General features: G+C 53.5%; 26 protein-coding genes. 11 read left to right on the top strand and 15 right to left on the bottom strand.

All coding sequences use genetic code 11. The features are described from left to right. Positions 1-75 precede the first annotated feature (75 nt). Complete coding sequence (locus tag QJQ48_RS19030) at positions 76-486, top strand: DUF1499 domain-containing protein (protein WP_346292834.1); 411 nt, start codon at positions 76-78, stop codon at positions 484-486. 62 nt (positions 487-548) lie between these two features. Here the strand turns inward: QJQ48_RS19030 and QJQ48_RS19025 are convergent, their stop codons facing one another. Together QJQ48_RS19025 and QJQ48_RS19020 are read right to left on the bottom strand one after the other, a co-directional pair. Next, positions 549-1568 carry a hypothetical protein gene (locus tag QJQ48_RS19025; RefSeq protein WP_346292833.1) on the bottom strand — a complete coding sequence of 340 codons (1020 nt, stop codon included), beginning with the start codon at positions 1566-1568 and terminating at the stop codon, positions 549-551. A 146-nt stretch (positions 1569-1714) separates the two neighbouring features. Continuing rightward, positions 1715-2920, bottom strand: a complete 1206-nt coding sequence (locus tag QJQ48_RS19020; protein ID WP_346292832.1) for an argininosuccinate synthase — start codon at positions 2918-2920, stop codon at positions 1715-1717. A gap of 297 nt (positions 2921-3217) precedes the next feature. Between QJQ48_RS19020 and QJQ48_RS19015 the strand changes: the two genes are divergently transcribed. The 4 genes from QJQ48_RS19015 to QJQ48_RS19000 all read left to right on the top strand — a co-directional run bounded on the left by QJQ48_RS19015 (position 3218) and on the right by QJQ48_RS19000 (position 7362). After that, on the top strand, positions 3218-4558 hold the full coding sequence (locus tag QJQ48_RS19015) for a hypothetical protein (protein WP_346292831.1): 1341 nt from the start codon (positions 3218-3220) through the stop codon (positions 4556-4558). Between the two features lie 111 nt (positions 4559-4669). Continuing rightward, a complete protein-coding gene (locus QJQ48_RS19010; protein WP_346292830.1) occupies positions 4670-5584 on the top strand; it encodes an alpha/beta fold hydrolase in 915 nt (304 codons plus the stop codon). Between the two features lie 162 nt (positions 5585-5746). Continuing rightward, positions 5747-6568 carry a sulfite exporter TauE/SafE family protein gene (locus QJQ48_RS19005; protein ID WP_346292829.1) on the top strand — a complete coding sequence of 274 codons (822 nt, stop codon included), beginning with the start codon at positions 5747-5749 and terminating at the stop codon, positions 6566-6568. Positions 6569-6762: 194 nt separating this feature from the next. Continuing rightward, positions 6763-7362 carry a fasciclin domain-containing protein gene (locus QJQ48_RS19000; protein ID WP_346292828.1) on the top strand — a complete coding sequence of 200 codons (600 nt, stop codon included), beginning with the start codon at positions 6763-6765 and terminating at the stop codon, positions 7360-7362. Between the two features lie 93 nt (positions 7363-7455). Here QJQ48_RS19000 and QJQ48_RS18995 read toward each other — a convergent pair whose 3' ends face one another. The 3 genes from QJQ48_RS18995 to thrB form a co-directional block, all read right to left on the bottom strand. Beyond that, entirely contained in the window at positions 7456-8064 is a 609-nt protein-coding gene (locus tag QJQ48_RS18995; RefSeq protein WP_346292827.1) for a hypothetical protein, read from the bottom strand. 231 nt (positions 8065-8295) lie between these two features. Further along, the gene (locus tag QJQ48_RS18990; protein ID WP_346292826.1) at positions 8296-9912 is read right to left on the bottom strand and encodes an NAD(P)H-quinone oxidoreductase subunit 4; all 1617 of its coding nucleotides are present in this window, start codon (positions 9910-9912) and stop codon (positions 8296-8298) included. A 287-nt stretch (positions 9913-10199) separates the two neighbouring features. After that, entirely contained in the window at positions 10200-11102 is a 903-nt protein-coding gene (thrB, locus tag QJQ48_RS18985; protein WP_346292825.1) for a homoserine kinase, read from the bottom strand. A 141-nt stretch (positions 11103-11243) separates the two neighbouring features. Here thrB and QJQ48_RS18980 point away from each other — a divergent pair, with 141 nt between their 5' ends. Further along, the gene (locus QJQ48_RS18980) at positions 11244-11684 is read left to right on the top strand and encodes an iron uptake porin (protein WP_346292824.1); all 441 of its coding nucleotides are present in this window, start codon (positions 11244-11246) and stop codon (positions 11682-11684) included. 111 nt (positions 11685-11795) lie between these two features. Here QJQ48_RS18980 and QJQ48_RS18975 read toward each other — a convergent pair whose 3' ends face one another. Beyond that, a complete protein-coding gene (locus QJQ48_RS18975) occupies positions 11796-12059 on the bottom strand; it encodes a hypothetical protein (protein WP_346292823.1) in 264 nt (87 codons plus the stop codon). A gap of 328 nt (positions 12060-12387) precedes the next feature. On the opposite strand from QJQ48_RS18975, the gene QJQ48_RS18970 reads away from it, so the two are divergent. Beyond that, the gene (locus QJQ48_RS18970) at positions 12388-12777 is read left to right on the top strand and encodes a XisI protein (protein ID WP_346292822.1); all 390 of its coding nucleotides are present in this window, start codon (positions 12388-12390) and stop codon (positions 12775-12777) included. An 86-nt stretch (positions 12778-12863) separates the two neighbouring features. Here QJQ48_RS18970 and QJQ48_RS18965 read toward each other — a convergent pair whose 3' ends face one another. The 5 genes from QJQ48_RS18965 to folD all read right to left on the bottom strand — a co-directional run bounded on the left by QJQ48_RS18965 (position 12864) and on the right by folD (position 16774). Continuing rightward, on the bottom strand, positions 12864-13463 hold the full coding sequence (locus tag QJQ48_RS18965) for a YkvA family protein (protein ID WP_346292821.1): 600 nt from the start codon (positions 13461-13463) through the stop codon (positions 12864-12866). A 253-nt stretch (positions 13464-13716) separates the two neighbouring features. Next, positions 13717-14364, bottom strand: coding sequence for a Uma2 family endonuclease (locus tag QJQ48_RS18960; protein WP_346292820.1), 648 nt, complete (start codon positions 14362-14364; stop codon positions 13717-13719). 90 nt (positions 14365-14454) lie between these two features. Then, positions 14455-14910 carry a divergent PAP2 family protein gene (locus tag QJQ48_RS18955; RefSeq protein ID WP_346292819.1) on the bottom strand — a complete coding sequence of 152 codons (456 nt, stop codon included), beginning with the start codon at positions 14908-14910 and terminating at the stop codon, positions 14455-14457. A gap of 10 nt (positions 14911-14920) precedes the next feature. After that, positions 14921-15841 carry a geranylgeranyl diphosphate synthase CrtE gene (gene crtE / locus QJQ48_RS18950; RefSeq protein ID WP_346292818.1) on the bottom strand — a complete coding sequence of 307 codons (921 nt, stop codon included), beginning with the start codon at positions 15839-15841 and terminating at the stop codon, positions 14921-14923. Positions 15842-15895: 54 nt separating this feature from the next. Continuing rightward, positions 15896-16774 (bottom strand): bifunctional methylenetetrahydrofolate dehydrogenase/methenyltetrahydrofolate cyclohydrolase FolD, encoded by an 879-nt coding sequence (folD, locus tag QJQ48_RS18945; protein ID WP_346292817.1) that lies wholly within the window; start codon positions 16772-16774, stop codon positions 15896-15898. A 23-nt stretch (positions 16775-16797) separates the two neighbouring features. Here folD and QJQ48_RS18940 point away from each other — a divergent pair, with 23 nt between their 5' ends. Beyond that, positions 16798-17286 (top strand): hypothetical protein, encoded by a 489-nt coding sequence (locus tag QJQ48_RS18940; protein WP_346292816.1) that lies wholly within the window; start codon positions 16798-16800, stop codon positions 17284-17286. A 15-nt stretch (positions 17287-17301) separates the two neighbouring features. Here the strand turns inward: QJQ48_RS18940 and QJQ48_RS18935 are convergent, their stop codons facing one another. From QJQ48_RS18935 to QJQ48_RS18920, 4 genes are all read right to left on the bottom strand, one after another. After that, positions 17302-17619, bottom strand: a complete 318-nt coding sequence (locus QJQ48_RS18935) for a hypothetical protein (RefSeq protein ID WP_346292815.1) — start codon at positions 17617-17619, stop codon at positions 17302-17304. 75 nt (positions 17620-17694) lie between these two features. Beyond that, positions 17695-19197: a carotenoid oxygenase family protein gene (locus QJQ48_RS18930; RefSeq protein WP_346292814.1), complete on the bottom strand. Its 1503-nt coding sequence runs from the start codon at positions 19195-19197 to the stop codon at positions 17695-17697. Positions 19198-19286: 89 nt separating this feature from the next. Beyond that, positions 19287-20717 (bottom strand): folate/biopterin family MFS transporter, encoded by a 1431-nt coding sequence (locus tag QJQ48_RS18925; RefSeq protein WP_346292813.1) that lies wholly within the window; start codon positions 20715-20717, stop codon positions 19287-19289. Between the two features lie 295 nt (positions 20718-21012). Then, a complete protein-coding gene (locus tag QJQ48_RS18920) occupies positions 21013-21138 on the bottom strand; it encodes a hypothetical protein (protein WP_346292812.1) in 126 nt (41 codons plus the stop codon). A 35-nt stretch (positions 21139-21173) separates the two neighbouring features. Here QJQ48_RS18920 and QJQ48_RS18915 point away from each other — a divergent pair, with 35 nt between their 5' ends. From QJQ48_RS18915 to QJQ48_RS18905, 3 genes are all read left to right on the top strand, one after another. Then, complete coding sequence (locus tag QJQ48_RS18915) at positions 21174-21653, top strand: Hsp20/alpha crystallin family protein (RefSeq protein WP_346292811.1); 480 nt, start codon at positions 21174-21176, stop codon at positions 21651-21653. A 269-nt stretch (positions 21654-21922) separates the two neighbouring features. Beyond that, a complete protein-coding gene (locus QJQ48_RS18910) occupies positions 21923-24181 on the top strand; it encodes an amylo-alpha-1,6-glucosidase (protein ID WP_346292810.1) in 2259 nt (752 codons plus the stop codon). An 8-nt stretch (positions 24182-24189) separates the two neighbouring features. Continuing rightward, positions 24190-24549: a Lin0512 family protein gene (locus QJQ48_RS18905; protein ID WP_346292880.1), complete on the top strand. Its 360-nt coding sequence runs from the start codon at positions 24190-24192 to the stop codon at positions 24547-24549. Positions 24550-24684: the final 135 nt, after the last annotated feature.

Here is a 24684-nt window from a genome sequence, read left to right as displayed (position 1 = left end):
ATCGCCCCTGTGGCTGCTAGATTTTCAATGCCCATTCCTCGTAGAATGGGCATTCGTTTTAAGAGAAGATTACCCATGCCGTTATTTTCATTTTCAGGGGAGCGTCCTAGCCGTTTAGGGGTCAAGGAGGGGCAGCTAGCCGCCTGTCCAGATTCCCCCAACTGCGTCAACAGTCAGGCCACCGATTCAGAGCACAGCATTGCCCCTCTCCGCTACGACAGCGCCAGCAGCACTCCTAGCGAGGCGATCGCCCGGCTCAAGTCCATTATTCAAGCAATGGATCGCACCAAAATTGTTAAAGAAAGCAGTGACTATCTCTACGCGGAGTTCACGAGCCAGCTAATGGGGTTTGTCGATGACGTAGAATTCTTTGCCCCTGCCGGAGAAAGCGTCGTGCATGTGCGCTCGGCCTCTCGCTTAGGCAAGTCTGATCTGGGCGTCAACCGTAAGCGAATTGAAGCAATTCGTCAGCAATTTACCCGCTGACCGCTAGAGCCAACGGCTGTCTGTGGGGCTGAGATTGGCCATTCCGGCAGTCATCAAAAATATCAGTCAGGAATATACTGGCTGAGCTTCTGTGCAATCTCAAAGAAGCGTTTTTGCTGGGCCTCTGTGAGTGCCTGACCAAACTTTTTCTGCCGCTTGAGCCGATAGAAATAGTCTAGTTCTTCAATCTTTCTGGCGTCTTGAATGACGCCTTGCAGAAACTGCAGATGTTGTTTCTTGGCCAAGGCGTCGTTTTCAGCCGCTGGCTCAAGATGGCTCAAAACTGTTGCTAGCTGCTGGTTTTGCAGCAGTTCTTCCCCGCTGGTCACCGATCGCACCACTGCCGGTACGATTTTGAGCACCGCATAGTCATCCATAATCGGTACGTGCTGCTGGTTGAGGGCCGCTCTCTCTAACCGTAATCCTCGCAGTTTGTACTGCACGCCTTCGACGGGCTGCTGAAAAAAGACGTAAGCGCCACAGCGCAGGGGGGCATCGCCGCCGCTGACTTCTTTGGCAAATAGATCCAATTGACTATTGAACAGCCGTTTATTTTGATCGCGTAGCTGACTAATTTTTTCAATTCGTCTGATAATCGAAGGCGCTAGGGTCGCAAAGGGTATCAGGGTTGAAAAGATGCCGCCAAATTCCGCATAGACCGTGTTCAGTCCCTGCAGTATTTCGCTGTTTCTATCAATCCCCTTGTCAATCTCAAAAATCTGTAGCTCTAGCCAAAGCCTAGCGTCGGCTGAGTAGTCTTGCCGCGAAAAGATATGCTCAAACTCTAAATTGTCCTTGACGGTTGCTGGCGGCACATCCCGCTCAAAGAAATTGATCACTTCGGTAGGTGGTTCGTCGCCATAGCGCACCCGCGATCGCACCAGTAAATCATTGCCGCTACCGTCGCGTTCGTGCCCCTCAGAAACGTAGAAGCTTTTCAGCGAAACCGTAAACGAGTCGCCTGTCTCGATTGTCTGATCCGTGGCTACAAGCTCTGAATCCGATCGCCGTAGCTTTGCGCCCGCTGCATTATCCAAATCGGCTAGGGACACAAACCAATGAGAGCTTCTGTCTTCTGGCATTGCCGCTGTCTAATTTGACACCTATAGGGTATCTCACCCCTTAGAAGATGCTTTGGGGCCTGGAAGCTTTCTTAATAAATCCCTTGCTCAAGCACGGGGGCGCTGCGCGCAGCGCCCCAACGGTGTAACCATCGCGCTCAGACAGATTAGCCTTGACGATTTTTCTCTGACCACACGCGAGTCGGCAAGCCCCAAACGTAGATGAAGCCTTCAGCCGCCTTGTGATCAAACTGATCGTCGCTGCTGTAGGTGGCCAGTTCTTCGCTGTAGAGAGCCTTGTCCGATTTGCGCCCAACCGGAGTCGCGGTGCCCTTAAACAGCTTCATCCGCACAGTGCCCGAAACTCGCTTCTGAGTTTGTTGGATAAAGGCATCTAGGGCTGACTTGAGCGGGCTGTACCAGAGGCCGTTATAGACGAGCTGGCTGTAGCTCTCTTCAATGCCGCGCTTATAGTGGGTGACATCGGCAGTGAGGGTGAGGCTCTCTAGGTCACGGTGGGCCAAAATCAGCACCATCAGGGCTGGCGCTTCGTAAATTTCCCGTGACTTGATGCCGACTAGGCGATTCTCAATCATGTCGATGCGACCAACGCCGTGTTCGCCTGCGATCGCGTTGAGCTGGCTGACCAAATCTACTGGCGATAGGGCTGAACCGTTGAGGCTGACCGGCAAGCCCTGCTCAAAGCCAATTTCAACATAGGTTGGCTCGTCGGGAGTGGCGGCAATCCCCTGAGTCATCAGATAAATTTCTTCTAGCGGCTCGTTCCAGGGGTTCTCCAGCGGCCCCGCCTCAATGCTGCGGCCCAACAGGTTGCGATCGATGCTGTAGGGAGAAGACTTTTTGACCGGAAAGCTGAGACCAAAGTTTTCGCCATAGGCGATCGCTTCTTCTCGGCTCATGCCCCATTCCCGCGCCGGAGCGAGCACTTTTAGATTGGGGTTTAAGGCGGCGATCGAAACATCAAAGCGGACCTGGTCGTTGCCCTTGCCGGTGCAGCCGTGGGCGACCGCATCCGCGCCATATTTTTCAGCCGCTTCTACCAGCAGTTTGGCAATCAGCGGTCGCGCCAGAGCGGTTGAGAGGGGATAGCGATTTTCGTAAAGCGCGTTGGCTTGAATCGAGGGGAAGGCATACTCTGCAATAAAGCGCTCAGTAGCATCGCCAACTAAAGATTCTTTGGCCCCGGCAGTGAGGGCTTTTTGCCGAATGGGGTCTAGCTCATCTCCCTGTCCTAGATCCGCTGCCAGCGTGATCACCTCTTTCACGCCCCATTCGTTCATCAAGTATGGAATGCAGACTGTGGTGTCTACACCGCCAGAATAGGCTAGTACAACTCTTTCAGCGCGACCCATAACTTATTGACCTGCTTACACATTACAAGCCTTTTATTATCTACCTAATCGTTCCGGAATCTGGTTGAGATTCAACAGAATTTGGTGACATTTTAGGCATCCTGGCCCGTTATTCCTCTCTAGGGGGGTACCCATTTCGGTAGAGCGCTGCTGGACTTAGCTGCAGCAGAGTCTCGCTTAGGCCGGATGAGTGATGCGCTCAATTCTTTCAAGATCGAAGCGGGCAGGAGAGCGATCGCTGCATGACCTCATTCTCGTCTTTGCTCACAGGTTTGCTGACACGGTTAGGAGAATGCCATGAGACTTGCTAAAGCTTTAGGACTCGCGGCGGGGATGAGCGCGGCTGTAGGGGCTAGCTCTCCAATTCAGGCGGCTGAGGTCATCGGTGGCCCCACGGGTAGCCAGTTCCAGATCGGGCAGCTCTCGGACGGCAACTATCGCTTCTGCAGCGATCGCCCGCCGGAAGATATTCAGCAGGTGTCGGGGGTCTGCTTTCGTTTTCGCAAGCAGGGAAACAGCGTAGTCGGTGACTATTACTATCCCTATGAGGGATCGAGCCTCTGTATTAACGGTCAGGTCAACGGCAATACCGTTACCGGGCAGGGGGTGGAGCGCTTAGGGCCTAACAGCGATCGCCCCTTATACGGCCTACCCGAAGCACGAGCCGCTTGGCGCTCGGAGACTTTTGACGAGACTTTTTTGCAGGTGGGGCGATCGCAGCTCGTTGTCAGAAACGAACAGCCTGACCGCATCCGCTATCGCAGCCTGATACTAAACCTGAATAATTTCTACTGGTACAACGCAGGTACGGTCTTGCCGCCCGCTAGCTGCTTCGACTCCGCCACCGATCCGGCTGTGAACCGCCAATATGCCGCCGTGCCTGAATTTTTGACCTTCATTGGTGAGTCAGAATACTACGCTCAGCCTATTTATCTCAATACAGACAGCGTGGAGTCGGTTGCCGATCAGACCTATCGCTACACCACCCGCATTGGCATCACCTCTCCTGAAGTAGAGTCCGATCTAATCGTGGACTGTAGCCAGCCGGAGCAGGTGCGCTGGCTGCGATCGCGCTACTACGACAGGGGTGACGTCAGCGAGGTTGAAGAAGTCGATCAAGTGCAGCCCCTCTCACCTGAAGGCACCAATGCCGATAAGTACCGGGCCAATCAGCTTGTTTGCAATCAGCTAGGGGAAGAGGCAGCGGCCACCCAGCCGCTGGAAATTCCGGAAAATATAGTCTATGAGCGCTACAGCAACAATCGCTTTGACTTCTCACTCCGGTATCCGGCCAATCTAGTTACGCCTCAAGCTGCGCCAACTAATAACGATGGCCGAGTCTTTCAGTCGGCTAATAGTCAAATTACAATCCGCGCCTTTGGCCGTAACAACAGCCTGTCAACCTCTTTAGAAACAGCCTATCAGCAGGCTATGCAGGCCGAAGATCGAGACGTGACCTACAACACCCTGGGCGATCGCTATTTTGTCGTCTCCGGCTATGAGGCCGGACGAATTTTCTACGAGAAGACAGTGCTGGAAAACGGCGTCTTCAAGTCCTTAGTGCTGTCCTATGACGAGGCGCTGCAGCCTCAGTTTGATGCGGTAGTGGCTGAGGTGGCTAGCTCTTTTCCGGGATAGGCGGCGATCGCGCTGTCACGTCATAGCCTGAACTGTCTTTGCAATAGGCAACGTCGTTCCTCCCTGACTCAGGTTAATCTACGAGAAGGCAAGTCGTGAACTGAGAAAGGAATGCTGCAATTTCAGCCAGTCGGGTTTGGTCAGCGAGTGGTGGAGACGGCCTTGGGCGCAATGGCTTACTATACGCCAACCGCTGCGCCCTGGGTTAATGAAGCTCAGATTGAAGAGGACAGACCGCCGCTGGTTTTTCTACACAGCTTGGGCGGTGGTTCTTCGGCCTATGAGTGGTCACAGGTCTATCCTGCCTTTGCCGCTGACTACCGCGTGATTGCTCCTGATCTAATTGGCTGGGGCCAGTCGGCTCATCCGGTGCATGACTACCGGGCCGAAGACTATTTTGAAGCGATCGCTATTTTGCTCGAAAAAGTGGCACAGCGGCCTGCCGTGGTCGCGGCCACTTCACTGACGGCCTCAATCGTAGTCCGTTTAGCGACTCAGCGCCCGGAGCTGTTTTCTCAGCTGTTTCTGGTATCGCCGTCGGGCTACGAAGACTTTGGCAACGGCTATCAGCAGGGCATCGCGGCGCGGCTGGCTGGGACGCCGGGACTAGACAATTTAATCTATACTCTGGGAGCGGCGAATGAGGGCGCGATCGCCAACTTTATGGCGACCTTTCTCTTTGCCAACCCCGACCGCATTACCCCAGAAATGATTGCGGCCTATCTCGCTTCCGCCACCCAGCGTCAGGCAGAATACGCAGCTCTCGCCTCACTCAAAGGTTCGCTCTGCTGTGATCTATCTCGCTATATAGGGCAGCTCCAAATCCCAACAATGTTTGTCTGGGGCAAGGAATCGCGCTTTAATCGGCCTGAGATCGGTCAGCGGCTAGCTGCCCTGAGCGAGGCTGTTGTCAAGCCGATAGAGGTGATCCCAGACGCAGGCGTGCTGCCCCATTTAGAACTACCCGCAATCGTGATCAGTTTGCTGAGAAAATTTTTGGCCGCAAGTTCTAGCCCCTGTCCCTAAGAATTCTTCGCCCTGAAACCGATGTTTGATTGAATACAGCCTTTCTCAGAGGCTTAGAGTCAGACAAGCTTCGGCGATGAAGTTCTAGAGGGCCGAAATTAAATACTCAGACCCCAGCGCAAAACGCGATAGGGTGACTCAGTACCATTTGGCAGAGACAGCATGGAGCAGAGTAGCTTAATTTTAGGGGTGGGAGGTTTGATTTCCGGCATCCTGGCCGGTTTCTTAGGGATTGGGGGCGGTACAGTGCTAGTGCCGCTGATGGTGGCTCTGGGGTTTACGCCGCTGCAGGCGGTTGCTACCAGCAGTCTGTCTATTTTGATTACGTCGCTGACGGGCAGTTTTCAAAACTGGCGCATGGGCTACCTCAGTCCTCGCCGCGTTCTGCTGCTGGGATTTCCGGCGGTGGTGACAGCTCAGCTCGGCACTTTGGTCGCTAGCGGTGTTCCTCCTTATATCTTGCTGCTGGCGTTTGGCATTTTGCTGTTGGTCAATGTGTACCTAGTTGGGGTGCGCAAGCGAGTTACTGCTCAGAAAAGCCTGCAGGAGGCTCAAGCGGGTGAGGCAGCCCAGACGGCTGATGCGGCAGCAGCGGAGACTTTGCCGCTCAATCCGCTGGCGGCCAGACTGATTACGGGGGGCACCGCCGGTTTTCTGGCCGGGCTGTTTGGCATTGGTGGCGGCGTGATTATGGTACCTTTGCAGATTTTGCTGCTGGGAGAAACGATTAAAATGGCTGTCCGCACTAGCCTGGGTGTAATCGTGATTACGGCGGTTTCGGCCTGTGTGGGACATGCGCTACAGGGGAATGTTCTTTTTGAACCGGGGCTGCTGCTGGGAGTTGGTGGCCTCATCGGCGTTCAGATCAGTACTCGCTTTTTGCCCCGACTTTCAGACAAGATGGTGAGCTGGCTGTTCCGCACCATGCTAGGAATCTTAGCCGTATACATCTTTTGGCAAGCCTGGCAGAGCTATTCTGCTTAAATTGGACTGGCTGACAGCTTGGGTTTGGCTCAATCCCAGAAATGTACTCCACTTCAAGGCGTATTTGTATTCCAGACAACATCTGCCTATAGACCGAAGGCATTGTCAGACTTATTGGTTAACTTTTGTGAAGTGCTTTTAAAGCATAAGGCTGTTTGATCGGCATAAATGCTGTCTATTAGAGATTTAATTAAATGAACTTACTTCAACCTTTTGCCAAGCGGCTGCTGATAGGTCTAGCTGGTTTGGGGGCTGTAGCTACGCTAAGCGCCTGTGAACCTAATGATACGTCTACTGTTGAGCCTACGGGAGAAGACCCGGCTGCCGTTGAGACGGAACCGACTGAGGAGCCGATGGCGGCTGAGTCCGGCGAGAGCGTAGTGGAAGTCGCTGCTGGCGATGAGTCGTTCAGCACGCTAGTCACGGCGATTGAAGCAGCTGGCCTGGCAGATACCCTGTCAATGGGCGGCCCCTACACCGTCTTTGCGCCGACTAATGAAGCCTTTGAAGCTCTGCCAGAAGGTACTTTGGAAACATTGCTGATGCCTGAAAATCAGGAGCAGCTAGCGCAGATTCTCGCCTATCACGTTGTTTCCCAGGAAGTTACTTCCGCAGAAATCACCGAGGGCGAAGTGCCTACGGTTGCAGAGGCCCCCCTCGACATCGCTATTGATGAGTCAGCCGGAACCGTGATGGTCAATGGCGCAACCGTTGTACAGCCTGACGTGCAAGCTAGCAACGGGGTTATTCATGCCATCGATCAGGTGCTCCTACCGCCCGATGTAAACCTCTAGGCTACGCGGCTTAAACCCGTATTTTTCGCCTCTTCGCTCCAGTCAGATCAAGTCTGACTGGAGCAAAATTTTGCTGAACGGGGAGCCAACCGCTCATTCGACAGCCCTGACCGGATAGAAGGCGCGATCGCTGATTGAATAGCGCCAGGCAATTCCTTCTGGATCCTGCAGCTTTGACCAGTCGAGAAAGTCGGGGGTCTGCTTGCGGCGGTGAATAATTTCAGTAGAAAGCTCAAAGCGGCGGGCTAGGGCTGCCGGGCTGAGGGCTGTGCTGGCATCTGATTCGAGAGACATCTTCTGAATTTGCAGGGGAGGGGCTACCGGACTGGGGGGTGGAATGGTCAGGCTGTAGAAGCGATAGAGGACATCGCCGTAATCGGTCGGTTCAAACAGGGCAGAGAATTCTTTGGCCCGCACATTCAAATAAGCTTTAGCCTTTTGGGGGCTGAGATTAGCCGTCATCGCAAAGTCTAAGGCGCTGATACGCCCCTGATGCTGCCGTAGAAAATCGTAAAAAATCTGGTTGAGCTGGCTTTCTTCACTGCGAATCTGCGATCGCCACCGTTTCCAGAGCAACAAAACACTCACGCCTAAACCTGCTGCTATCAGCCAGGGTAGCAGCACTCTCACAATTGAATAAATCAAAAACAGCAGAACCAGCAGCCCTATGCCATACAGAAGCCGGTTGTCTGGATTGACCATCGACGCCCTAAGAAACTTTCACGCGGCTAAAAGCCCTACCTTATTTTGATATTAGATCTTTTAGGCAGGTAGGCGCAGGCACAATGCGCTGAGAAAATGCAGCAGCGGATGGGGAAACTTCCCCATCCGCTGTTTTACCGTATTTTAGATTCAGTAAACTCCTGAGTTTTGACTTTGGCCCGTCAGCCGCTGAACCGGCTGAAAAAACCGGGAGCCGAAAGCAGCACCAGACTAGTCAATAACGGTTTCTGCCTCCATCTGCGGATTAGCAGCCGTGGTCAACTGAGGTGTAGCTAGAATCTGCGAGTAGAGAGGCACAGAGCGATCGGCAATTAGCGGCAGGGCGCTTTGGGCGCGGTTGGCCACCTCAACGGTCTTAACGTTGTAGGTTTGAATGGCAATCTGCGGGTAAAGGCCAATGGCAATAATGGGGATGATCAGACAGAGAGCGATGAACGATTCTCTGGGCTTAATGTCGGAGAACTGGGCCGAAATTTCTGCCAGGGCCGGACTCGGCTCACCGTAGAAAATGCGGCGCAGCATTGAAAGCAGGTAAATCGGAGACAAAATAACGCCCGCTGCCGCTAGGAAAATAACCAAAGCCTTGAAGAAAGCGTTGTAGGCATCGCTAGTGGCTAGACCCAGGAAAACGGAAAGCTCACCGACAAAACCGCTCATTCCTGGCAGGGCCAAAGAAGCCATAGCGCCAGCGGTGAACAGGGCAAACACAACTGGCATAGACTTAGCCATACCGCCCATTTTTTCCATTGCCAGCGTGTGAGTGCGCTCATAGGTCACACCAGACAGGAAGAATAGAGCCGCTGCAATCAAGCCGTGGGAAATCATCTGTAGCAGCGCGCCGCTGATGCCCAGGGTGGTGAAAGCGGCGAGGCCCAGCAGAACGAAGCCCATATGAGCAATCGAAGAATAGGCGAGACGGCGCTTCAGGTTGTCCTGAGCAAACGCAGTCAAGGACGCATACAGAATATTGATAACGCCGAAGACTGCCAGAACCGGCGCAAAGTAGAGATGCGCGTCTGACAGCATTTCGATATTCATGCGAATTAGACCGTAGCCCGCCATCTTCAGCAGTACGCCTGCCAAAATCATAGAAACGGGGGCAGGTGCCTCACTGTGAGCATCCGGCAGCCAGGTGTGAAAGGGAAAAATTGGCAGCTTGACGCCAAAGGCAATCAAAAATCCTGTGTAGGCGAATACTTGGAAAGCCAGGGGATAGCTCTTCAACCCTAACTCCGCCATGTTGAAGGTGACGGTGTCGCCATAGAAAGCCATTGCGAGGGCGGCGACTAGAATGAAGACGGAAGCGACTGCGGTGTAGAGAATAAACTTGGTAGCTGCGTAGAGTCGCTTTTGACCGCCCCAAATAGAAATCAGCAGGTAAACCGGCACTAGCTCCAGTTCCCACATGAGGAAGAACAACAGGATATCTTGGGCTAGAAAGACGCCAAGCTGAGCGCTGAACATCATCAGCAGCAAGCTGAAGTACAGTCTGGGCTTGTGGGTAACATTCCAGGAAGCCAGCAGCGCCAGAGTGGTCACTAGGCCCGAGAGAATCACCAGCGGCATAGACAAGCCATCTGCTGCCACCGACCAGTTAAGGCCAAGCTGGGGCACCCAGGCATAGGTTTCGGCAAGCTGAAAGCTTGCTTGCTGCAGGTCGTAGTAACGACCAAAGGTAAATAGTATAAGGCCGAATTCCAGTAAGCCTACTCCAAGAGCATAAGTATGAATGAGCTTACCTTTGTTGCTGAGCAGAGGAATTGGCAGAGCTGCCAGCAGGGGTAACAGGATTAGGGTTGTCAGCCACGGAAATTGTTCGCTAATCATCACAATTCACGTGAGGTCAGTAAATAACAAAAGCACAGTGAGGATAAATACCTATTCGTATGCGCTCGTAGCTAGTATAGAAAACTTAGTGAACTTTTGCTAAGGGAAAAGCACCTAATTTTTCAAAATTCTCAATCTTGTCAAGGATTGGTGAATGTTCTGGCCGCAAGCAACCTCGTGCGAGCGCCTGGGGTCAACGTGAGTTAATACTCAGCCGCTCTGTTACAGATATTAACAAATAAATATTTAGATTTGTAAAGTATTTTGGCGAATACCTGACTTTCTCGCTAAGCGGTTTGAGCGCCGTCGGTATCGATCGCCAGAATATGGGCCGTGGCGCTGATGTCTATCTGGCTCCAGGTTTGCGTCATGGCCTCAGCAACCGTTGCCGTTTGGGGGTCAGACGTCAAGGCCAGCAGGGTGGGGCCAGCGCCGCTAATTACCAGACCGTAAGCACCTGCTGCGATCGCGGCCTGATGTACTTCCTCATAGCCAGGAATCAGCGCTTGGCGATAGGGCTGATGAATGCGATCGCGCAGCGCCGCTGCCAGCCAGCTTGGTTCACCTGTTTCTAGTCCCCGCAGCAATAGCCCTAGATGGGCCGTATTAAAAATGGCGTCGGCCTTGGCATAGCTGTCAGGCAGAACCTGACGGGCGGCGGCAGTAGAAAGCTGAAAATCGGGTACCGCTACGACAGCCTTAACCGATTCATGCCAGGGCACATCGCAAATCACCCAGCCGTTGCTGCTGTCAGTGGCCGCTAAGCAGCAGCCCCCGACTAGGGCGGGCACCACGTTGTCGGGATGGCCTTCAATGGCGATCGCCAGCGCCGTAATCTCAGACGGTGATAACGGCAAGCCAGCGATCGCGTTGGCTCCCAGCAGCCCCCCCACAATTGCCGTGGAAGAACTGCCTAGTCCCCTTGCGAGCGGCACCGCCAAATCAATCTCCAGCCGAATTGGCGGCACCGCTCGCTCAATATGGTGAAACAACTGCACAAATGACTGATATGCCAGATTGTCTGCTCCGGTAGACACGCGCTCTGCCGCTAACCCTCTGGCCGCAATCTCAAAGCCGTCTCCCTCCAGCCGTGAAAAATGGAAGCGATTGTAAAGACTGAGGGCTGCTCCCAAACAGTCAAAGCCGGGGCCAATATTGGCAGTGGTGGCGGGGACAGTAATCGTTGGCATCGCGGCACCGCAGCGCTAAACCTGCGTCATATAGAGAAGTGACACATCCCTAAACACAGGCAGGTGTCAGATTGTCTATGCTATCAGGTAAGCGAGCTACAGCGATCGCGCTGCCTAGAATGACCGGAAACAGGTGAAGTCATGAAACGTTTGAGCGCTTGGGGACTGATGGGAACGGCTCTGATTTTTGGCGTTAGCGCCACCGGGGCGATCGCGGCGCCAGTGGCTGAAACTGAGGCGATCGCTCAGACGACTCCGACAGCCACAGAGCAGCCTCTAGATGTACCGCCAACCCATTGGGCCTATACCGCTGTGCAGCGACTGGTCAATGAATATGGCTGTATCACGGGCTATCCCGATGGGACTTTTCGCGGCGAGCAAGAACTGACGCGCTATGAGTTTGCGGCGGCGATGAATGCCTGCCTCGATACGCTGGTGCAGCTCATCCAGGTGAATCGAACCCAAAGCGAGACGACAGAAGTGCTGGCGACTCAGCAAGATTTGCAGCAGCAGCTTTTTTGCCTGGAAGCGGACGTGACGGAGTTAGAAGCAGGGGCAGCGACCGAGGTTTGCGCCGATTAGCAAATCGATAACAGTCTGCCCTCACCTGCCACCGCAAAGGGCGCTGAGCCGAAGACGTATCGCCTTTATTCTCCTCACATTTTCCGTCCCCGATCTTTTCCCGTCCTGCGGCTACTCAATTCGCATCAGCTTCACTAACAGCCCCATCACCTCCCCCGGATCGGTCTGCAAAATCAGCCGATTGTCGGGAATTTCGATGGGGTATGTCCAGCGCAGGGGGTCGGCGTAGCGGGCTTGCTGGTGGAGCTGGTAGATGGTGCGTTTGACGATGCGGGGGCTGCCAATAAGGATGTGGCGGATGGGTTCGCGTCCGTCGTTGGCGGCGGCAAAGCTTTCAGAGCGGCTGGGCTGGCTGTGATTGGTTTCTTGAAACATGGTGTTTTCTCAGTTTTGGGTTGGCTGAATTGACCCATTGCAAACGGTGACGCGGCAGCACCGCGCCTCGGCAAGGGGTGAATGAACCCAAAAACAAGCCGCCCCGTACCAGCGCAAAGCGAGTCGGGGCGGCTGAAACTGATAAAATTCGCTCAGCCACCGGACTGGTTGCCTCAGTCTGGTCGGTTAGCGGTTCGAGGTTGGTGACGCAACTTCGGGCCGCGCAGCTAGTTTTTGGTTGTGTAATGCAGAGCTGTGTGCGTGCAACTTGTCTGCATTAGATAGAGACGTTACCGTATTTGGGCGATCGCGTCAACTGAGAAATGAAATGGATAAAATAATTTGGTACCGAGAAATTATTCAGAAAATTCTCAACGAGTATTGCGGTTGGGCAGCTAATGCTCCTGCAAAAGATATACAGGAACACGTTTGCTTTGATGAAAACCGTGATCACTATTTTTGGTTCAACATTGGTTGGTCAGGCAAGCAGCGAGTTTTTAATATAGTTGTCTATCTGCGAATTCAAGATAACAAAATTTGGGTGGAAGAAGATTGGACACAGGAAGGTATTGTAAATGATTTGCTTGCTCATAACATTTCAAAAGAAGATGTTGTTTTAGGCTTTCATCATCCTAGTAAGCGTCCCTTAACTGAATTTGACCTGTTGCAAATTCAGGAAAAAAGCAATCAGACAAAAATAGCTGAATTGAGTATGTAGGGTGGGCAATGCCCACCCTACTTTTTTGCTCTTTTGCTGCAGAAACAAACGGCAAAAACAGCTATATTGAATTAATAGCAGCAAATCTAAGCTTGAGAAGGAGGTAGTTTAGGCTTAGAGGTGACTTCTTCATTTAAAAACTCAATATGAACACCTCGATCTTCCAAAAGAAGCTGCAAAGCTTTTTCAACATTGCGATGATCTAAAATGTCGTCTTGCTTAACCATTTCCAGAATGGTTGTAGTTTTTTGCTCTCTCATTGAATTGCGGTACCAAACGTAAGTTCCGAGAGAGGTCATTCCAAAACTGAAAATCGTATCGTCAATTGAACCAATTACAGGTAATACGTCAGGAATAACATCTGTGGGAGAAAGAATATAAACTAATCCTAAAATTATATTGAAGATTCCCATAATATAACCTTCAATACTTCTACGATCAAAAGCGGCCCAGGCTAAGCAGTACGCACAGAGAAAGATCAAACCTCTAAAGACAATATCTGTAGCTTGCAGAATTTCTCTTGTGACTGCTCCAGCAGGCTTTGTGATAATTCGCCAGACTTTCCACCAAGGCTCTTTATCAATTAACTGCTCTGGTTGATAGCCAAAGATGATCTCTCTCAGCCAAGTATTGTGATCTAAACTATATCCAACTATCCCTAGCAAAAGATAGAACGAAGTAATCATTAGAAAGACTACTGTCAAAAATTTCCAACCATCGTATTGCCTGAAATGAAATAGGGTTCTAGGAAAAGTTGGCAGTTTTTCTAGTCTATAGTTAGTGGAAGTCACTGAGAGCACATCCTATTTTTCTGCTTTGATGGCCTCTACAGTACCCAGCCTGTGCGGTAATTGCTCACTAATCAGCGCTCTATGTAAAAGCTTCATGGTGACTCGTAGGCGTTATTCACTATTTAGAGGGATGGGCAGTGTCAAGCCCCTACTGAGGGTGTGACTGCCTCACCCAAACCCGAAATTCTCGCAATGCTTGACTTCGGCCTACCTCGCGCGATCGCGCGACAAAATCATTCACCCTCTCCGCGATCGGCCAGCCTGGAAACGTCGGACTTTCCGATGCTGCCACATACTGCCCCTCCTGCAAGACCTCAATCTGGAGTCTGTCATCGTCATAGCGCCACAGTTCTGGCACCCCCAGCGCTGCATACGCCTCTGTCTGGGTTTTAGAAGTTAGATCAATCTCGATCGCCAAATCAGGGGGCGGGGCAACCGTTAGATCAATTCGCACTTTACCAATCATTCGCGCGTAATTTTGAATGTAAAAAGAATCATCCGGCTCCACCCCCTTCGCCATATCCTGCCGCTTAAACGTCGTCGAGCCAAACGACTCACAATCTCTATCCAACTCCTCCAGCAAAACCTTCACCAAATCGCCAATTAAGACCTTAGCCTTCTCGTGCTCTGGTAGCGGCGACATAATCGAAAGCATCCCATCACTATAGGCAATGCGCGTATTGCGAGCCTCTCCTAGCTCCTGCAAAATTGCCTCAAATTCAGCCCAGCTCACATCCTGCAAATCTAATCGCTGACCGGACGGTATCTGGAGCTGACGGAGCTGTAGCGTCACCATGTTTGAGCTTTTTGCCTCCGCGACATGAGCCTAATATAGCCCCTCAGAACATCTCGTAGGAAAGGCTAGACGTGTCTATGCAAGCTTTGGTTAATAGGCAGGAGCCGCTAGACAGGAAATGGCTGCCCCCAGCGCCGATCCCGCAATCACCTGCACCGGCGTGTGCCCCAGCAGCTCCTTCAGCCGATCCTCGTTAAACTCCGTATTTTCCTGAAAAAACTCGTCCACAATCTGATTTAGGATTCGCGCCTGCTTGCCTGCCGCCTGCCGCACCCCCGTGGCGTCATACATCACAATCACCGCAAACACAGATGTTACCGCAAACGCTGGACTGCCCCAGCCCATTGTCTGACCAATGCCGCTCGCCAGCGCCGTCACCAGAGCGGAATGGGCACTGGGCATACCGCCCGTTTCCACCAAAACCCGTAGATTAATCTTGCCGTGCCGCAGATACTCAATCACTGCCTTGAGCACCTGCGCAATCAGACAGGCAATTAGCGCCACTAAAAGCACATGATTATCCAAGATTTCGCTAACGTCCTGCATGTAGCCAACCTCAATGTGTACGAGCTGTGATGTAGTCTGCAAGCGCCGCCAGAGGTCGCTTGTAGTCGCCAAAAGATTGTAATTCTTGCTTAGCGGCTTCCACTAGCTGCTGGGCCTGTTGCTTAGATTCCTCAAGGCCCCAAAGGCTAGGATAAGTCACCTTTTGCGCTTGCACATCTTTACCAATAGATTTGCCCAGTTCTTCCTGCGTGGAAGTGATGTCTAAAATGTCATCCACAATTTGAAATGCCAGGCCGATTCGCTGGGCATAGCCCGATAGCCGCTCAATATCGCTCTGGGGGGCTCCCGCCAGCATCGCCCCTGAAACCACCGAGGCTTCTAACAGCGCCGCCGTTTTGTGCATATGGATAAAGTTCAGCGTTTCCACCCCTACCTCAGATTTACCCTCTGACTCTAGATCTACAATTTGCCCCCCAACTAGGCCCGCCGCCCCCGCTGCTCGGCCCAAGTGAGCCACAACGCGCAATATGCGCTCAGCCGGGACATCCTGAGTTTGGGTGGCAATAAACTCAAAGGCATAGGCCAGCAGCGCATCCCCCGCCAAGATGGCAATATCTTCGCCGTAGACCTTGTGATTGGTGGGCTGGCCGCGCCGAAAGTCGTCGTTATCCATTGCGGGTAGGTCGTCGTGGATTAGCGACATGGTGTGAATCATTTCCAAGGCGCAGGCGGTGGGCATTGCGATCGCAGGCGTCCCGCCCGCCAGTTCAGCCGTCGCCAAGCACAAAATAGGCCGCAAGCGCTTTCCCCCCGCCATCAGCGAGTAGCGCATCGATTCATAAATGCGCTCAGGATAAACCACAGCGATCGCCTGCTCTAGCGCCGCCTCTACCTGCTGCTTGCGATCGCTCAGATAAGCTGATAGATCAAAAGGCGTCGTTTGGGAATGGGTGGTATTGGATAGCACCATTGGGTTTAACTCGCGGTCATTTCTATCTACAGGAGAAGCTAGATAGCTAGATAGCTAAAATTCGGCGTCAATGCCGTGCTGTCTACAGTAGCTCCATACTGTATTTTGCAACAGCATGGTCACAGTCATCGGCCCCACCCCTTTCGGAACAGGGGTAATAGCGCCTGCAATTGGCTCAACTGAGTCAAAATCAACATCTCCAACCAGGCGTGACTGCCCCTCTGCATCGACGATACGATTGATCCCCACGTCAATAATGGTACTACCGGGCTTCACCCTCTCAGCGCTGATCAGCCCCGGTCGGCCAATCGCGACCACCAAAATATCAGCCGCGCGGGTCAGACTAGCCAGATCCTGCGATTGCGAGTGGGCAATAGTCACCGTGGCGTTGGCCTCCAGCAGCATCAGCGCCATTGGCTTACCCACTAAAATGCTGCGGCCCAAAATCACCGCCTGCTTGCCTGCTGGGTCAATTTCGTAAGCCTTGAGCAAACGCATGACGCCGGCAGGCGTACAGCTTCTCAGCCCTATCTCCTGACGGACTAAACGGCCCAAATTAGTGGGGTGCAGGCCATCTACATCTTTACGCGGCTTAATCTCATTTAGCAGGGCTACATCATCGAGATCCGCAGGCAGGGGAAGCTGGACTAAAATGCCATCAATCCGCTCATCTTGGTTAAGCTGGTGAATAATCCGGGTAAGGTCTGCCTGGCTGGTAGAAGTTGGAAGCTGCTGACCGAACGAGGCAATGCCAACGCGATCGCAGGCCCGTTCCTTGTTGCGAACATAGGCAGCGCTGGCTGGATTGTCCCCCACCATCAGAACGGCTAAGCCCGGCGGTCTGCCTAACTGCGGCTCTAAGGTCTGAATTTTTTCCCGGAGCTGAGACTGAATTTGCTGAGCCAGAGATTTGCCGTCGAGAATCTGCGCCATACTAAACTGTGCATAGGTGAGCAATGACAGCCAAAATTGCAGCCATTTCTAAAAAAGGCCCTGCTCTAGTTTCTCACGTAACTTTTCGGCATCGCCCTTATTCAATCTTACGCGCCTATCGGGTCTGTTTGGCGCTGGGCTTGGGGGTATTGCTTGCTGGCGTGTCGGGCTGCGGCCTAGCGGGAGACAGTAATCCGATTGCCGATCTGTCAGTCCCCGCGCCGATGCGGCTGACGGGGCGAATTGAAGCGATCGCCGATATTCACAATCAGCCCCTCTCTGGCGATCCGGTTTATCTCCGTGGCAAAGTGCAGCAACACGTGCCGCTGCTAGACGGCTGGATTTATCAGCTCCAAGATGAGACGGGTCTAGTTTGGATCGTCACTCAAGCCGAAAAACCTGCCCTGGGCGCAGAAATCACCGTGAAAGGGCAGGTCAGACAGGAAAATATTCAAATTGTCGATCAGACCTCAGACGAGCGCTACATCGAAGAAATTGAGCAGATTAAATAAGAACTGTTCAAAGCGCTAGCTGCGGCCCAGAGGATTGTGAATAATCTGGGTTTCTTCGGCAAAATCGCTGATTTCCAAAGGCCAGTAGGAAGTGGTGTAAACCTCTCCGTCTGCCGGACAGAGAGAAATATCTGCTGCCTGACCGCCGTTTGCTATCAGGTAGCTGTTGAGAATTTGCTGAGCTTCATGTTTAGATTTCACCACGTAGCCCACCATAAAGCAGTAGGGCTTACTGGCAGGACTCTCCGGAGCGGCTGGCTCCCAAATTTCTAGCCGATATCCCTCTTTTTTAGGGGTCAAACGATAGCAGACGGTATGAGATTTCAGGAACATAATTAAGCGCTAGGGGTATAGACCACAAGCCTTATCACACAATCGCTTCTAGTATGCCCAGCTCTGTCTGACTAATTATCCGGCTACGGTCGAGGGGCCGAAGTATTGATAGGTAAAGCTGCCGTGGAGGCCGTAGGGAACGTGGTGATTCAGCTTCAGCCTGGCAATTGGCCCCTGATCGATTGCCTGGGCCGAGAGAATGGCTAGCTCTGAGCAGCGCCGCTCAGCGTCATAGAGCAGGATTAACACCCAGCCGTCGTCTTCTGCCGTCCCGCCCGGTCGAGCTATAAACAGTGGTTCGCCGGTAAAGCCTCTGGGAGCCGCACTCCAGATTTGCTCCTCTCCGGTAACGAGATCGCGCTTCAAGACGGCCTGCAGTGGGGCGTTGCCTCTGGGGGCATCCGCCGCGCCTAAATAGACAAAGCGATAAGGCTGGCCGACCTGGTCGCTGTGGAGGCTGGGAAATTCGCAGCAGCGCTGAATCAAGCTTTCAGAGGTAGCCGTTTCTGCCTCAAGATCAAGGGCGAAGCGCCAGAGCTGGCCTTCAGGAACGGCGGAGAAATCTACCTGCTTATAGCTGCTATCTTCTTCTACGGTGGGAAAATCGGTGTAACAAATAGAATCCACGTAGACCTTGCCGTCTTGCTCAAAGGCATTGGCGTGGTGGAAGACAAAGCAGGGATCTGTCTCAATAATTTTTACCTCACCCTGGCCGCTACGAGGAATCAGAATCACCTTTGTGGGAGCTTTGGCGTCAAACTGAATGCACTCAGCCGCGCCCTTAAAGCCGAACAAATAGGGCAGCGGATTGAAGCTGACCGGATTTTGGAAGAAGATGGCGTAGTGGAGCGTGATGGCAAAGTCGTGCAGGAAGGCAAAGCCGGAAACTGAGTGGCTGTGCTGATTGAATAGCTGCCCCAGCGGATTGAACTCATAAAGGGTGATGGTGGTGGAAAGGCCCGGTTTGACCGCAAAGTTAACCAGGCAAGGCTCGCCGCCGGCGCGATCGCAGCTCGGATCAACTTTGGGGTGGGCGGCAAAGGCAGATCCTTCCTGCAGCACCCCATCCAGGTAGTCAATCCCTAGCGTCTCTAAGGTATGCGGATCGAGCCGGTGGGGTTCAGCCGCTTCCCACAGCGCCAGCAGCTTACCGCCCCAGTGAATCACGTTGGTATTGGCAATGTTTTTCAGCCGCAGGTCAAAGGCATTGGCTAGCCAGCCTCCCGGCTTCTGGGTGCCAAAGACGCCGCGATAGAGGGGTTTTTCAGCCTTTTGCTCCTCGACATAGCCCTGGGTGCGGACGAAGCGGTTGCAGTAGTGGGCGCGACCTTTAGAAATGGCGATCGCGTTAATCATGCCGTCGCCGTCGAAGGGATGGCGAATGTCGTAGCCGTGAATGTCTAGCAGGCCAGGGCCGTTGCGGAAGTAGGTACCTTCTAGCTCTGGCGGAATCTGGCCCTCAATCTCTTCGATCCAGTAGTCAAATTCTTGCGGCTGAGAGCGATAACCGCTGCGCCAGTCATCCATTTCAAAAGACTGATGGGACAGGGTTTGCATCGGATTTTCAATGGACTGCATGGCGCCTACTGGAAGATTTATTAAGACATTAACGAAACCGAAACATTTTGTAATGTCTCGGAAGATGTATTTTATAGCGATCGCAGAAATTATTGCGGGTCTAGCTCAACTCCCACGGGGACCGGCGCTTCAGTGGCCTGAGACTCCAGCGGGGACATTTCTGCCGCTGTTGCCGCCCCCAGTGAAGGGACGGGGGTTGAACCATCGGTCTGATCCTGCGCTGAGGCTTTAGGCAGGAGGAAAAGCAGAGGCAAGGGCAAAAGGGTGCTGAAATTCGTGATTAGTACCAACAGCCACAGGCGATCAAAGTTGGTTTCCGTGACGCCCAGCCAGTGGGTCAGCAAAGCGCCAAACTCGTGGGAGAGCAGCCCTGCCAGATTGACAATGGACATCAGCAGGGCAAACAGGGTCGCTTCTACCCCCGGCGGACACAGCCGCGCTGACAGCACCAGCACTGGCATAAAAGCAATTTCTCCCATCACCGTCAGCACCAGGCTGTCCCCTAGGCTGAACCAGTGATCGTCAATGCCCAGTGCCCGGTTGGTGTGAGTCACCAGCAGCAGCATGGTCAGGCCCAGCAGCGCTGACAGCACCGTAGACCAGGCAAAAATGCGGCGAAACGACACCGATCGCAAGAAGCGCTGAAAAATCCAGATGCCAATTAGCGCTGCCACGCTAGTCACCAACCGCACCCGGCCCAAAAACTCTGGCTCAAAACCTAGCTCATTGGTGGTGAAGAAGAAGAAGGCCGCATCTGCCGTGGGTGTCGCCTGCCAGAGAAACAGAAACAGGGCCGGCATCCAAATAGCCTTTTGGCTAATCGCTCCCCAAAGCTGTTTTACCTGGGTGCGAACGACGGCAAAGCTAGACGACTCGGTCACAGGCGTCTCCGCAATTAGTCCCGCCACCAGAGACACAATCAGGGGAAACACAGCCGTAATGCCGAAGATCACCCGCGTGCCGAACTGCTCTAGCAGCAGCCCGCCCAGATAGGCCGTAATCAATCCGCCCAGGGCAGAAGTTCCCCAAGCCAGAGACTGAATTGATCCGGCAGCGCTCTGAGTCTCCTGCCGGGCCCGCTCCACAATCAGCGAATCAATAATGACATCGCTAACCGCTACCGCTAGAGAACTGAGGGTAATCGCCGCGATCGCCGCCCCAGCCGTATGCACCACGGTCGCCATCGCCAGCCACGCCGCCGCTCCCAGCAGCCCCGACAAAATCAGGTAGGGCCGCCGCCGATAGCCAAAAATAGGCAGGCCATCTGAAATAAAGCCAAAGAGCGGCTTAATCGTCCAGGGCAGCGTCGCAATTCCCGTCATGGCCGCCACCTCAGCAGGCGTCAGGCCAATACTGTCCTTCAGAAAAAAGCTCACCGCCAAGCGAGCCAGCCCCACAATTCCCTGGACAAAATAGACCAGCAGAATCGCCGTCAGCTCCAAAGTCAGCGGCTGACCCAGCAAAATCCGCTTTTCGACAAAGGCTTTGACGCGATCGCGATTGGGGACAGAAAGACTCATGCAGTTTAGCTAACGTTCAAAACGTTAAGAAATGTCAACTGCTCCCCATGATAACGCCGTTCGACTGCGCTCACGGCGAGCCCCTCTGTGACTGTGCTCACGGCGAGCCTTTCTGTAACTGCGCTCACGGTGAGCCTTTCTGTAACTGCACTCACGGCGAGCCCTTCTATGACTGTGCTCACGGCGTCCCCATCCATTCGGCCCCGCCGACAACACCCTTATCCCTACTTCTCCACCTTCCCCCTCTCCCCCATCTCCCCCATCTCCCTCATCTCCCCCCTCTCCCCCACCTCCCCTATACGGTCGAGGTTCGGTGAGAAAATCCCACCTCCGGGTAGGGTTCTCTGGACTGGGGCGATCGCGTTTCCCCCGGCATCATAGGAACTGTAGAGAGATTGAGAGCGCGGTTTGGGAGCCGCAAACCAGTTTCAGCATTAGATTGAGAGGTTAGAAACTATGATCGTTCGTTACTGGCAACCCCTTCGTGAAGTTGAATCCCTGCATCGTCAGCTCGATCGTGTTTTTGATGAAATGAACTCCGCAGATATGAACGTAAGAACTACCTGGACACCTGCCGTTAACCTAATTGACCAAGGCGACAACCTGCTGCTGCAAGTCCAGCTACCGGGTGTCACCGCCGAGGATATTGACATTCAAGCTAGCCGCGAAGCAGTTGCCATTTCCGGCCAGCGTCAGATGGCCGAACTGTCTGAAGGTCAGCGCCTGCTCCACTCTGAACTGCGCTATGGCACCTTCCGCCGGGTTGTCCCCCTACCCGTTGCCATTCAGAACACCGAAATTGCCGCCAACTTTGACAACGGCATCCTGATGCTAACGCTGCCTAAAGTTGAGGAAGTGCGCAACCGGGTGGTCAAGGTCAATATCGGCCAGCTTGCTGCTGACGCGCCGGAAGCGATCGCTGAAGCAGCCCAGTAGCCAGTGAGGTGGGCAATACCCGCCCGGCCCTGCTGATAAATTCTACCTAACAGATGTACTGCCTGAGGTCAGAGAAAAGTTCTCTGGCCTTTTTCTTGATGCCGGTATGTGGCTGGAGTCAAATAGTGAATTGTTTGCCCCGATGGGCTGACGAATCGCTACATTGTGAAAAAGCAGCCGCGATCGCGACTGCCAAACTGAGGCTGGCGTTTCCGTTTATCTGACTGAGCCAGCTACACATCCTTTTCGTTTCTCGGACTTAGACAATCATGGCTCTAGATATCCTTGAGCAAAACGGCCAGCAATATCTGCCTGCTGCTCAGTGGCCCTTACCCGAATGGCCCTGCGTAGTTAGCAAGCAGCCCCTGCCGACGCTGACGCTGAAAGAAGACGATCTGTTTATGATCACAGATCTGCTCGGCAATATCTCTGGTTGTTTAGAGGGCAATCAGAACACCAGCATGGGCCTTTTTTGCCGGGATTCGCGGTTTTTGAGTCGCTTGGAGCTGCAAATTGACGGGCGATCGCCGGTGTTGCTCAGCAGCAATGCCGACTTGGGATTTGCTCTGTCGGTGCTGTGCGCCAATCCGCCCCTGCCCGACATCACCCACGACACCATTGGCATTCGCCGCGACATGGTGCTCAACGGTGGTCTGTTTGAAGACATTGAGGTGACTAACTACAGCACTGAGCCTGCTAGCTTTACGCTGTCTCTCAGCTTTGATGCCGACTTCATTGATGTCTTTGAGCTGCGGGGCTATACCCAGCGAGAGCAGCGCGGCACTAAAATTCAGCGGCTGCCTAGCCAGCACGGTAAGCAAATTGAGAACGAAGCAGACCTACAAGCCCTGAGCGAGCGAGTCAGCGATCGCCTGCATCTGGCCTACATAGGCCTAGATGGCATCGTGATGGAGTCCCAGATTGAATTTTTGCACCGCCCTCCCGATATCTGTAAGGGGCATACAGCTCTGTGGCATCTGACCTTAGAGCCGCATCAGTCGCAAAAATTAGGCTATCGCCTGCAGCTTCTAACGGACGGTGAGCAAACTCCCTCAGACGGTTTACCTGCTAACTTAGGGCAGGCGATCGCCTCTAAAACTTCAGAAGAAGACCAGTGGCTCAGTCAGGTAGCCCGGATTAGCTCCGATAACGAAACCTTCAACCTAGTGGTTTCGCGGGCCGAGCAGGATACCTACCTGCTGCGGCAGGACTTTCATGAAGAAACCACCCTCTCGGCAGGCGTCCCCTGGTTCTCGACCCTGTTTGGCCGCGACACAATTATTGCCGCCACCCAGACCCTAATGCTCGACCCCAGCATTGCTCAGTCCACCCTGAAGCTGCTGGCCCACTACCAGGGCAAAACTGACAATGAATGGCGCGAGGAGCAGCCCGGTAAGATTCTGCACGAGCTGCGCCACGGTGAGCTAGTGCGCTGCGGCGAAATGCCCCATACGCCTTACTACGGCACCGTAGATGCTACGCCGCTGTGGGTTATGCTCTATGCCGACTACTACGCTTGGACAAACGACCAGTCCACCCTAGAAACGCTGTGGCCCAATGCTCTCAAGGCGATGGAGTGGATCGATCGCGCCTGCGCGGAAACCGGATATTTGGCCTACTACCGCAAATCCAAAGGTGGCTTGGACAATCAGGGCTGGAAAGATTCCTGGAACTGTATTGTGGATCGCCACGGTCATCTGGCTCAGGGATCGATTGCTCTGTGCGAAGTGCAGGCGTATGTCTATGCCGCTAGAGTTCGGCTAGCAAAAATTGCCCGCATGAAGAAGCGCTTAGATTTGGCAGAAGCCTGGGAAGAGTCAGCCAGAGACCTAAAACACCGCTTTAATAAGGACTTTTGGATTGATGATTTAGATTTCTGCGCTTTGGCCCTAGATGGCGAAGGTAAGCCCGTAGACAGCATCAGCTCCAACCCCGGCCACTGCCTAGCCTTAGACATTTTGACCCCCGAAAAAGCCGAGAGCGTCGCCGGACGGCTGCTAGCCCCCGACATGTTCAGCGGCTGGGGGATCCGGACTTTGAGCAGCCATTCTCCCGCCTACAACCCGATGGGCTACCACATTGGCTCGGTCTGGCCCCACGATAATGCCCTGATTGTAGAGGGACTGCGATCGCTCAATCAAATCGATGCGGCCTTAGAAGTCTCTAAGGGCATCTTCGACATGATGACCTACCAGCCCTACCAGCGCCCCCCAGAGCTGTTTTGCGGCTTTGAACGCATTGAGCGCATACCGCCTGTGCAGTATCCGGTGGCCTGCTCCCCCCAAGCTTGGGCTACAGGCAGCGTCTTTCACCTATTGCAGATGATGCTGCATTTGATCCCTAACGCGCCCAGCAACTCTCTGCGTATCGTTGACCCCGTCCTGCCCGACTTTTTACAAAAGCTGGCAGTGCGCAATCTTAAAATTGGCTCAACGGTGCTGGACTTAGAGTTCGAGCGCTCTAACGGATCTACGGCCTGCCGGGTGGTGCGCAAACGCGGTAATCTGCGCGTGGTGATTGAAACTTAGGATAGCCACTGATGCCAAAACGCCTGATTATCGAAATGGGGATGGGGATTGATCAGCACGGTCAGGATCCCACCGTGGCCGCTGCCAGAGCCGTTCGGAACGCGATCGCCCACAATGCCCTCCCCGGTGTCTGGGAGGTGGCGGGTCTTGACCATCCCAACCAGATGATTGTGGAGGTGCAGGTATCTGTGCCCCATCCAGACCAGGTACGGCAGGAAGAGGTGCTAGCTGTCCTCCCCTTTGGGCAAAAGACGCTGAAGCTGGAAACAGGCGGCATGGTGGTAGCAGGCAAAGCCATTCCAGAGCTAGACGATAAAAACGATGACATGTACATTGCGGTGGCGGCTGTCACGGTTTCCATACCGTAGTCGTGCATTAACTATAGGTTTTCCCTCCATTCTCGTATGAGTAGCTGTTTGCAAACAGCAAGCGCAGTGCTTGTGCACAGCGATTTAGCCTAGATCTAGGGCAAATAATGCTAGCTGAATTGCAGTGGAAGAGCA

The organism is Sphaerothrix gracilis Ecp01, assembly GCF_030405905.1.
Taxonomy (GTDB): domain Bacteria; phylum Cyanobacteriota; class Cyanobacteriia; order Phormidesmidales; family Phormidesmidaceae; genus Sphaerothrix; species Sphaerothrix gracilis.
The sequence above is the reverse complement of the archived record's forward strand: the minus strand, read 5'-3'. Positions and strand labels throughout refer to the sequence as shown.